14 protein-coding genes are annotated in these 10,097 nt (G+C 33.1%); 13 read left to right on the forward strand and 1 reads right to left on the reverse strand.

What is annotated here, in order from left to right; translation table 11 throughout:
- From B9T66_RS08360 to B9T66_RS08390, 7 genes are all read left to right on the forward strand, one after another.
- Nucleotides 1-878: bacteriophage T4 gp5 trimerisation domain-containing protein (locus B9T66_RS08360; RefSeq protein ID WP_441319095.1), on the forward strand; the 878-nt coding region annotated here is incomplete at its 5' end.
- 104 nt (nt 879-982) lie between these two features.
- Nucleotides 983-2,401, forward strand: a complete 1,419-nt coding sequence (locus B9T66_RS08365; RefSeq protein ID WP_095628512.1) for an Ig-like domain-containing protein — start codon at nt 983-985, stop codon at nt 2,399-2,401.
- 1 nt (nt 2,402) lies between these two features.
- Entirely contained in the window at nt 2,403-2,924 is a 522-nt protein-coding gene (locus B9T66_RS08370; RefSeq protein WP_095628513.1) for a hypothetical protein, read from the forward strand.
- Between the two features lie 84 nt (nt 2,925-3,008).
- On the forward strand, nt 3,009-3,305 hold the full coding sequence (locus tag B9T66_RS08375) for a hypothetical protein (protein ID WP_095628514.1): 297 nt from the start codon (nt 3,009-3,011) through the stop codon (nt 3,303-3,305).
- Between the two features lie 114 nt (nt 3,306-3,419).
- Nucleotides 3,420-3,983: a hypothetical protein gene (locus B9T66_RS08380; RefSeq protein ID WP_095628515.1), complete on the forward strand. Its 564-nt coding sequence runs from the start codon at nt 3,420-3,422 to the stop codon at nt 3,981-3,983.
- A 70-nt stretch (nt 3,984-4,053) separates the two neighbouring features.
- Entirely contained in the window at nt 4,054-4,392 is a 339-nt protein-coding gene (locus B9T66_RS08385) for a hypothetical protein (protein ID WP_095628516.1), read from the forward strand.
- Between the two features lie 169 nt (nt 4,393-4,561).
- Nucleotides 4,562-4,918, forward strand: coding sequence for a hypothetical protein (locus B9T66_RS08390; RefSeq protein WP_257874674.1), 357 nt, complete (start codon nt 4,562-4,564; stop codon nt 4,916-4,918).
- A 173-nt stretch (nt 4,919-5,091) separates the two neighbouring features.
- Here the strand turns inward: B9T66_RS08390 and B9T66_RS09385 are convergent, their stop codons facing one another.
- Entirely contained in the window at nt 5,092-5,145 is a 54-nt protein-coding gene (locus tag B9T66_RS09385; RefSeq protein ID WP_374220134.1) for a hypothetical protein, read from the reverse strand.
- Between the two features lie 36 nt (nt 5,146-5,181).
- Here B9T66_RS09385 and B9T66_RS08395 point away from each other — a divergent pair, with 36 nt between their 5' ends.
- The 6 genes from B9T66_RS08395 to B9T66_RS08420 all read left to right on the forward strand — a co-directional run.
- Complete coding sequence (locus B9T66_RS08395) at nt 5,182-5,949, forward strand: hypothetical protein (RefSeq protein ID WP_095628518.1); 768 nt, start codon at nt 5,182-5,184, stop codon at nt 5,947-5,949.
- Nucleotides 5,939-6,334, forward strand: coding sequence for a hypothetical protein (locus B9T66_RS08400; protein ID WP_095628519.1), 396 nt, complete (start codon nt 5,939-5,941; stop codon nt 6,332-6,334). Before B9T66_RS08395 ends, B9T66_RS08400 begins: the two co-directional genes overlap by 11 nt.
- Complete coding sequence (locus tag B9T66_RS08405) at nt 6,324-7,130, forward strand: hypothetical protein (protein WP_095628520.1); 807 nt, start codon at nt 6,324-6,326, stop codon at nt 7,128-7,130. Before B9T66_RS08400 ends, B9T66_RS08405 begins: the two co-directional genes overlap by 11 nt.
- Nucleotides 7,123-9,078, forward strand: coding sequence for a hypothetical protein (locus B9T66_RS08410; RefSeq protein ID WP_095628521.1), 1,956 nt, complete (start codon nt 7,123-7,125; stop codon nt 9,076-9,078). Before B9T66_RS08405 ends, B9T66_RS08410 begins: the two co-directional genes overlap by 8 nt.
- Nucleotides 9,014-9,670 carry a hypothetical protein gene (locus B9T66_RS08415; RefSeq protein ID WP_257874675.1) on the forward strand — a complete coding sequence of 219 codons (657 nt, stop codon included), beginning with the start codon at nt 9,014-9,016 and terminating at the stop codon, nt 9,668-9,670. Before B9T66_RS08410 ends, B9T66_RS08415 begins: the two co-directional genes overlap by 65 nt.
- A gap of 11 nt (nt 9,671-9,681) precedes the next feature.
- On the forward strand, nt 9,682-10,097 hold a 416-nt coding region (locus B9T66_RS08420; protein ID WP_180763384.1), incomplete at its 3' end, for a hypothetical protein.

Raw genomic sequence — 10,097 nt, forward strand, 5'->3', positions numbered from 1 at the left:
ATAATGATATAGATAAGCCATATGTATCAGGGAGTTTGTATAATACAACTAACCCTATTCCCTCTACTCTACCCAAGCAAGATCATATCACAACACTAAGCTCTAAAACCATAGGAGCACAAGAGTATGGTTATAATCAATTATGTTTCTCTAACCTCAAAGATAATGAAGAAATCTATATAAGAGCACAAAAAGACTATAGAGAATCTATAAATAATAATTTCTCTCAAACTATACACAACAATAAAGATTCTAAAGTGCAAGGAAGCTATAGTGAATCTATTACTAAAGCTCATACCCAAACCATAGGCTTAGCTAAAAATGTTACTATAGGAGGAGAATATTTAACCAATGTAGCCTTAAGTAAAGATACTATAGTAGGATTAAGCAATAGCCTTAATGTAGGAGCAAGTCATAGCCTAAGAGTAGCTAAGGATAGTAGTGAGGTTGTTGGGGGAGATAAAACAATAGAGATAGGGGGGAATAATAGTGAATCCATACAAGCAGATGAGAATAGAAACATAAAGGGGAATAAGAGTGAGGTTGTTGGGGGACAATACAACTTACAAACACAAGATTCTATCAATATAGAATCTACCAATGAAACCACACTAAGAACCAAAGGGAATCTACTCTTTACTTCTAATGCTGCTATGGGATTTGAAACAGATACCAACGCTACCTTTGTAGCTGATAATATCCTATCAGAGGTAGCAAGTGATTATGCTATCCAAGCAGGCAATAGTCTAAACTTCAACATAGGCGAGACTACTATCACAGCTACTTCAGATTCTGTCATCATCAAAGCTGGCGGAGTAGAAGTAACAATAGATTCTAAAGGATTGATAGTCAAAGGTGGGGAGGTTAAGAGTGAGTAGAGAAAGATTCCAAAGAGAGCCAAGCAAATTTTACAAAGACAATGCTAATATTACAAAGCGATATTTCATAATATAAGATTAGCTAGGAATTGATAGGAAATACTATGTCAAACACACAAAACACACAAACATATAGCAAAGAAACCATACGCATACGCATTAGAGATATGCAAGATAATCCTATTGTTAATGCAAAAGTCATCTTACTTGCTATGGGACTAAAGACAGGGCAAAAAATCCCTTTAGATGGCACGACTGATTCTAATGGCGAGATACTCTTTGACTCTAAACCATATCTTAAAGACATCAATCGCTTTGAGATTACCATAGAGCATAAAGACTATTATACTTATCCTAAAAATAGAGTAAGAAAGCTATGCAGAAGCTATGAGTATGGACATTTGTGTGAGGAGAGCTTTGAAAAGATACCTAGCTTTTATTATAATGGCACAACCCTTACTCTATCGCAATCAGATTGTACTACTAAATACACTCTACGAAACTCTTCAAGCCAAGCCCACAACCACACACAAGAATATTATATACAATTACAAGAAAACTCAACCTCTCTTAAAATCTATACAGATGAGAATCTTACTCAAAAAAGCAACTACACTCTTTCCCTAGACACACAATACACACAACAATCACAAGACTTACAAACACAATCTAGGCAATCTCAATCCAACGATACTATCCTAAGCTTTGATTCTAAAGACAGCCTAAGACAATTCACAAATGATATACAAGAGATTATCATCAAAGATAAAAAGAAAGGGCATGCTAACTTGGTGCATAGGTTTGTGGTGGGAATCTCTGGAGAATACACAAGCCTACTATTTCTTGATAAGCCACAAGGCAGGATTGTTAAGATTGAGATTCCGAAAGAAAATGTAAGTGATAGTATTGTTGCAAATACTGAATCTAACCAAACTAGAATCCTAAAATCTTGGGCGAAGACAAACCAAAAAATTACAGAGCAAGATATAAGAAAGATTGCATTTTCTACAATCGACATCATAAATCGCAAAGATATGAGTAAAAATCCTCTTATTTACAAAGCCCTAGACAAGCTCATTAGCGATTACAGAATCTATAAAGACAATTTCCCGCAAGAGTATTATGTGGATTTTGGGAGGTATATGGTGGAGAATGCTAACACACATAATGATTTGGTAAAAACTTTTGAAAACCTTATATACTTTATGTATAGTAAAAGAAAGGGTGCAAGTGAAGAAGGTGGTATAGCCATATTTCATCTTTATGAAAATTATGTGCCTAAGTTTGAGGGTGATGAAAATGGATTAGATAAGGTTATTCATTTTCTTGAAAGTGCGAAATTGACTTATATTCTTAGAGATCCAGATTATGTCAGATCATTGGGTGTTGCTAATGAAATAAAAGATTTTGTTATAGGTGGCGGATTTAGTAATGATGATATTTTGGCAAATGAACAAGGAATACAATTTGCCTTAGAGCTATTAGAAAAGAATGGGTTAATGTTGTCTCCAGCAAGGTTTTAGTATGCAGTTTTTAATCTTTAATTATTCTCATATTGTGTTTTATCTTATTTTATTTTGTGCCATTGTGATTAGCTTTTATCTTGCATATTTTATATATCATAAGAATCCAAAACTTTTTACTTACATAGCCTATGCGTATGTGGTAATTCTCGTCATCGCCTATTTTGTAAGCAAGGTATATTATATAGATGTCTGTATGAATGGCATATATTTTTCTCCAAGCGACCCAGAGAGGTATGCTATAAGTGAAGAGATAGAGCATAGATACTATTTGGCTTTAATATTGCGATTGTATCTTGGAATGCTTGTTGGGCTTGTGGTGTTTAATGTTGTTTATCTGCGTAAAAAAGTGTTTATACTGAATCTATGTGTGCTATTTGTATGCATTGTTTTAAGTTTGCGATTTGGCATAGAAGATAGTATATTTTTTGAGGAGAGTTTCTTGCCAAGCTTGGTGTTTTTTGCAGAATGTATGTTGTATGTCGCGATACTTTTTAGTTTTAACCCCAAAAAGCAAAAATAAATATTGAAAAATGAAATTACAGATTTGTCAAAGAGCGACTAGAACGCATAAAAAGTGAAGTTTAAATATCAAGGAAGTTTATCAATGAGCAAATTATCTTTTTATTGTGAGATAGCGGCAGAAGCTCGTAGTATGCTGTGGATATTTTGGTTTGTTCCAATAGCTCCTTTGCTCTCTTTATACCTTGTTGTATGGAATCTAGGCTTACTATGGGAGTTAAAACAAGAATCTAAAAAGAAAGATTCTACCCCCAAAGAGCAACTCCAAGAAGAAAAGAGAAGCTTAATAAAAAGTATCGCCTATGCCTCTATTTTGCCGAGTATGTATCTGTCATTTTTCTTGCAGGATTTTTTGGTAAAAAGGTTTTTTGGAGTAACATAACAACAAAATCGAGAATTATGGCACAGGATTTGATATGAGTGATATAAAAGCAAACAATGCAGGAATCTCCTATGGATCTGAATTGAAAGAAAGGGTTATAAAAGGTCTTTTTCAATGAAAAAAGTGGATTTATGGATTTTTATTGCTTTTGTTATGTGTTTAGCTATTTGGTTTGTCCATATCCCATTTTTGCTTAGCCCAAATGTATTACACAAAGTAGGAGAATCTCATCACTTAAGTCAAGCTCATACTTTCTTGAAAGGTAGTCAGATTTTTGTGATATATGCATTGTGTCTTATGATTCTTGCAGGCAAACGATACTTAGATTCTAAGTGGCAACCATACCGATTGTATAGAATCTGTGCTACATTTCTAGTAAATATGGCTTTTATCTTGGTATGGCTTTTTAGTTTTGTTTCAAGTATGATTTTTCATTGTGATTATTTTTGGACTTTTCATTGCCTAGAAGTAGCTTGTGAGTTTCCCATAGAAATTGGCATAGCGTATTTATTTTTTGCCTTGCCTTTGTTGTGTATGCTAAGTTTGATATTAGCTTTTGCCTCTTATAACAAGATTCTTAGTCGCAGTAATTGCCTATGGCTCTCTTGGTTACTATTTTTTATGCTTGTCTCTATAGTAATATACTTTTTTGATGATGGGATAAATTGTCAGACATAATGAATTTAACAGATAAACAAGGTATAGACTACAGCAATGAGCTTAGACTAAAATATGGGAAAATCATATAATGAAAAGAAAACTTACAATACTTGGAATTGTTATTTTGACATTACTAATGCCTTTTGTCATAAATATTTTGAATCTAATCATAATTTTTTCATTAGAAGATAGCCTTGAGATTACAAATGATTCGATACCTTTTATAACGATGCATTTAATTGGGCTTATTTTATTATTTATTTTCTTGTGGATTATTTTTATCAAGACAAAAGAGCGATATTTAGCAGATGCCTATATAGCTTTTATATGTCTTATTGCTGTATTTATAGGATTGTTTTTCTTTGCTGTTTGGACACAAGTTTATCCTCACCTTTCATCTTATGATAGAATGATAAATTCGCCCTAATGTAGCCTTAAGTAAAGATACCATAGTAGGATTATCTCATACTCTAAATGTAGGTGTAGATAATAAACTTAGAGTAGCTAATGATAGTAGTGAGGTTGTTGGGGGAGATAAAACAATAGAGATAAATAATAATCTTTCTAGTAGTGTTGGTGGGGATTTACATCAAATTGTGCAAGGAGAGAAACAAGAGCATATTGAGGGAAGTTTGACACAGAGTGTAGTAAAGGATATTGATGTATTTGCTGCTAATAACCATACTATAACCACAAATTCAAGTATATTTCTCAATGCCAATGAAAATATGACTTTAGAATCTAAAAAACATTTAACGCTACATTCTTATACTTCTGATATAAATGTGGTAACAGATATGGTTATCCAGGCAAATAATACTCTAAACTTTAATATAGGAGAGAGCATGATTGCAGCTTCGGGCGATAAAATAATCTTAAAAGCAGGTGGAGTAGAAGTCATTATAGATTCTAATGGTTTAGTAGTGAAAGGTGGGGAGATTAAGAGTGAATAGAGATAAAATAGATAATGGGTAGAAAACATATAAATCTCTACCAAGAAAAAACCAAAGAAGCCCAAAGAACATAAAACCATACTAAGGATTCTCATGCAAACTAATACTCTATCTCATCAAGACAATATCGCACAAGAAAAAGACACTATACCCTATCCACGCTCTTTTCTTCATCACAATAGCACAAACTCCGCTTTTATAGAGGAATTAGCAAGTTTAGAATCTATACAAGATAATATAAACTATATAGAAAGGATTACATAATGTTTTTGTATTTTTTATGGTATCACCCAGTATTTAAAAATTGCGGAAAATTTTTGCACACAATGTATCGTCTATCTTTCTTCTTTGTTGGGATACCGACATTCATAGTAGTCTTTGGCAATCTTGCCCTTGCAGTCTATACTAAGAAAAATATAGTCTTGCAAGCACAAATTATCCATAATCTCCCTTTTATTGTTAAGATATTTCTTATACACTCTTTTTGGCTTGTTGTTGTGTATTTTATTTTGAACATTTTTATTTTATTTTTTACTCCTAAATTTGCAAGAGCAAAAAACCATAATGTAGGTAAGATTCTTATGGAAGTAAAATGGCAAAGGTGGAGATTTGCAGGTTTGATGTATCTCTCTCTTTTTTTTGGTGCTATAGCCCTTATTTTATTTGGTGGGTTACTAAAAATGTATGCTTTTGGTTTGACATTCTCATTGGTATGTCTATGGTATCTATTAACCCTTATATCTCAAAACTCTCTTAGTATCACAGAAAAGGGCTTACTCATTGGGCGAATCTTTAGTGATGTCTTTATCCCTTATGAGAATCTCTATCCTTTAAGTGAAAAGGATATACAAAATGCTTTGGACCAGAAAATCATAACAATCCGCTATGGTAAAGAAAGCGACTATACCACTATACATTTTGATTTAATTGTCAGAAATGGACATCAAGTCAAAGAAAACTTTATGAATTTCTACAATGAAAAAGTAAAAGAAATGAGACAAGATTGCACTAAGGATTCTCATGCAAACTAATACTTTATCTCATCAAGACAATATCGCGCAAGAAAAAGACACTATACCCTATCCACGCTCTTTTCTTAATCATGATAGTATAAGCTCTGCTTTTATAGAGGAGTTAGCAAGCTTAGAATCTATGCAAGATAATCTAAACTATATAGGGGAGATTCTAAAAAGTTATATCGCAGGAGATTATGGATTTAGTGTAAAACTCACTATCAATGACAAAGACATAAAAGATGACATCTATCAAAAAATGCTAAAAGATTATCGATATATCAAAGATGAAAGAGTAAAGAAAAAGATAGAAGAATACGCACAAGCAAACAAAGGGGACAGATTAAAGCTTATCCTTGCTTGTGTGGCTAGCTTCCAAGAAAGGAACAAGTATGAATATTAACCAACCCTTTGACCCACTTTTGTTAAATGGCTTGGGAAGCAAGAGAGATAGGAAGTGGAATCATATTTTGTATTCGGTGATGTTTGATATTGGTATAATATTGATAGCAATGAGTGTATATCTGCTGTATGGTATTCTTTTGAAGTGGTATGATAGCAATCTTATGTTTTTCATTTCTTATCTTACTATTATGCTTGCTTTTACTATATATTGCATTCTATGGCTATATATCCATATTCTGCTCTTTAAGAATGGCTTAGCAAACAAACACACAGACAAAAGCAATCCTATTTTAGTCTGCGAATATCAAGGTGGCTTTAAGAATTATTGTGTGTGGATTCTAGGATTTTTGTATATTTTTATTGTATATTCTATGGCGATTATTTTATCAGTATTTGCACCACCCTTTATTGTTATTGTATTGTTTCATATTTTTATAAGTAAGCCTTTTTTACTCAAGCGGATTTTGCTCTTCGAAAATGATGTTATTTTAGAATACAGAATCTTTGGGAATCTTAAGCTAAGTAGAGAGGGATTGGCATTGATAACTTTACCTAGACGCAATCATAGATTAAACATTTCCCCCCTTGCATTTGTGCGACCTGTATTTTTTAATAACAAATATGTAATACCCTATTTTTGCACTCGCTTCAATCCCTTTGGAATGAGTAATGTGAATACCCTAATTAAAGAGCTAGATTCACAAATGGGATATAGTGCAGAAAAAATTATTGCAAAAAATCAAAGACCATTTATTGGTTTAAAAAGAGTGCTTATGGAGACAAACAATGAGTGAAATTTATAGTATAGCTGTGGTATGTGTCCCAAGTGATAGACTAATCACTGATGAAAATGGAGAGCAATTCTATGAATGTATGACACAAGAGGAGTTAGAAAGAATTGCAAGAGAAAAAGATAAAGAAACCCTAAAAACTTATCTCTTTAATGCTTTGAGTATGATGGATTCTACCATAAGCACCATTGCGACAAGCATAGAAAAGGGACTGCCTATTCAAGTAAAGATTCTATTCACTATCAAAGATTCTATAAAAGGCTCTGTGCTTAATATGGATAATGAGGATTTAAGTGTAGCTGAAAAGATAGTATTGAGTGGGGTTACCATTGGGATAGGAATTGTTTCTATCTTAACTTTGCCAGAAAATATAATAGGTATTATCGCCAGCCTTATCATCTCTTATGCAACCACTTGGCTTCTTAGCAATTTTTATATCAAGCTACGAAACACCACCCTCTACCTTTGGCAAGAAGCTAAAGACTTAGCAAACTCTACTTGGCAAAGCATAATGTCTCTTATAGAATCTGATGAAAGAAGCCTAGAGGAAAGAAAAGAGGATATGACAAATAAAGTAGCTGATGAGATACTCAATCTCCAAGAAGTGTCAGAGGAAAATGTAGTAAAAGATATACCTCAAGAAACTTATGATGATTTGATTAATTTTTTATGTCAGCAAAGGGCTAATGCGGGAGATATTCATCAATATTTAGAATGCTCACAATGTATTGTATATGGCTTAGATTCTAAAAATACAGAATCTAAGCCATCAGACACCCCACTCCACACAGCTCCCAATACTATCCCCATACGCCTACAAGCCCAATGTATCAATCACAACAACGAGCCTTTAGCTAATAAAGAAATCTATGCCTTTAGTATGGATATAGGGCACTTTGTAGAGAGGGTGCTAAGTGATGATAAAGGCATGATAGAGTGCAATAATATTTTAGTCTATAATAATGGCTCTTTATCGCAAGTGTATTTTGTGCTAAAGCAATTAGGACTAGATGAGGAACAAAAGATAACGCATATCCAAATATCTCCTAGACTAGACATAAGCCCTGCGTATAAAAAGCAAGGTAGCCTAGAGGGTATAAAGACATTGCATTTTGCAAAAGATATACCAAAACATATAGCACAACACGACAAGATAAACGCTCAAGTAAGAGTAAGTGCTATACACAAGATTGACACAATACAAGCACATAATACTACGCAATGGGCTATACCTCTTAGCCTAAAGGCAGAATATATTATCAAGGATAAGACAAAAGACATAAGAGAAGCACAAAGCCTCATAGCACAATATCGCCACAATACCAAATGGGGTTATATGGTGTTTGAAAAACATCAAAACATACATAAGGAGCTACAAAAGCAAGGAATCATACTAAGCCCCTCACAGCTCAATACTCAAGGGGAAAGTTTAAGCATACCAATAAAAAAAGATTGGGAAGGTAAAAACATTGCTATCTTTGCTTATCTTAAAACTCCTTCTAAATCTGTAAGATATGATATAAAGCATTATAGAGCCTTGCCTCTATCACTACAATATAACAATAAGTCTTTAGACCTACTAAGCTATGGACAGATACTAAAAAGCTACACACTCTCAAAAACCAAAAATGAATATATGCGAGGACATGGACATATAGAGTTAGAGCAAGGAATAGATACCAATGCAAAAAGTCTTGACATAGGCACATATATGATAACACAAACAGACATACAATCTGCTCTAATCCGCACAAGCAATAAGCACAGAATAGATACACCACATCTTTTAGAAGAATTCTCCCCTCTAGCCTTTGAGTGTATGAATGACAAAAAGAGATTCTATATATCCTATAACGCTAATCATAATAACCTTAATCTTAACGAATATGAATCTTTACAAAGACCTATTAATCTCAAGGCCCCACAAATTAAAAATATTCTTAGAATCTAGAGAGTTATTTGAGGATTTAGCACATATCCATATAGCAATGCAACACAAAGGAATAGATAGTTTGGTGCTAGAGGTGGTGTATGTGGAGGAAGGGGATTTGAGTGATATTGAGGTAGTAGGACAAAATGGAATAGATATAAGCTTGGTTTCTGAATATTCTAAAAATATACTAAGACAAATAGCAAAAAATTCTAATTACACAAGAGTTGTAATTAGTAGCACAGCAAGAACGCCTAGACGGCAAGCTGAAGTAATGTACAATAATATTGTCAATAAAGGAATGCAGGAACAAAGAAGAACTTATAAGCAACCTGGACAACGAGTGTTAGATGTATATGAAACGCAGAAAAAAGCTGGTAAAAACAAAGATGAGATTATACAGGCAATGACAAACAAAATCAATGAACTTGGAGCTTCTAGTGTATCAACACATTGTGCGGATTTTAATGTTGTCAATGTGGTTGATATTCCTCATTCATCTTTAGGTAAAAATAAAGAGAAATTTAAAAATGAGGCTATTAAACTATTGAGTAAAATAAATGTTTTAGATGAGAATAATTGCTACCATATTGTGATACACCAACAAAACTAAAGGAAAATAGTATGTATAAATATATAAAAAATATTGCAATAATTATGGCTCTATGCTTGAGTTTGGAAGCTAAAGACTTTGTGGTGAATTGTGATAAATGTGTAATTGAAATAGGTTTTAGCGATGAGGAAGTGGAGTATTTTAAAAAAGAAATGGGGGAAGAGGATTTTTATGTCGCAGCGGATGATGCAAATTATTATGCTTACACATTAAGCAAATATCTTGAAACAAATGGCATAGAATTTAAACATGTTGCGCGTCTTGATTCACATCGCACAAAGCTTGTGTTTCCAAATGAAAGTATAGATATTGCAAATCTCAAGTGGTTATATGAATATTATTTGTATCAAAAAGGCAAAAAGCCTTATAAACTTATGGATATTTCCGCTCCAGAAGATGAAATCAACAAGTATTTTAACATTAGTAA

It is taken from the genome of Helicobacter sp. TUL (genome assembly GCF_002287135.1).
Classification (GTDB): domain Bacteria; phylum Campylobacterota; class Campylobacteria; order Campylobacterales; family Helicobacteraceae; genus Helicobacter_F.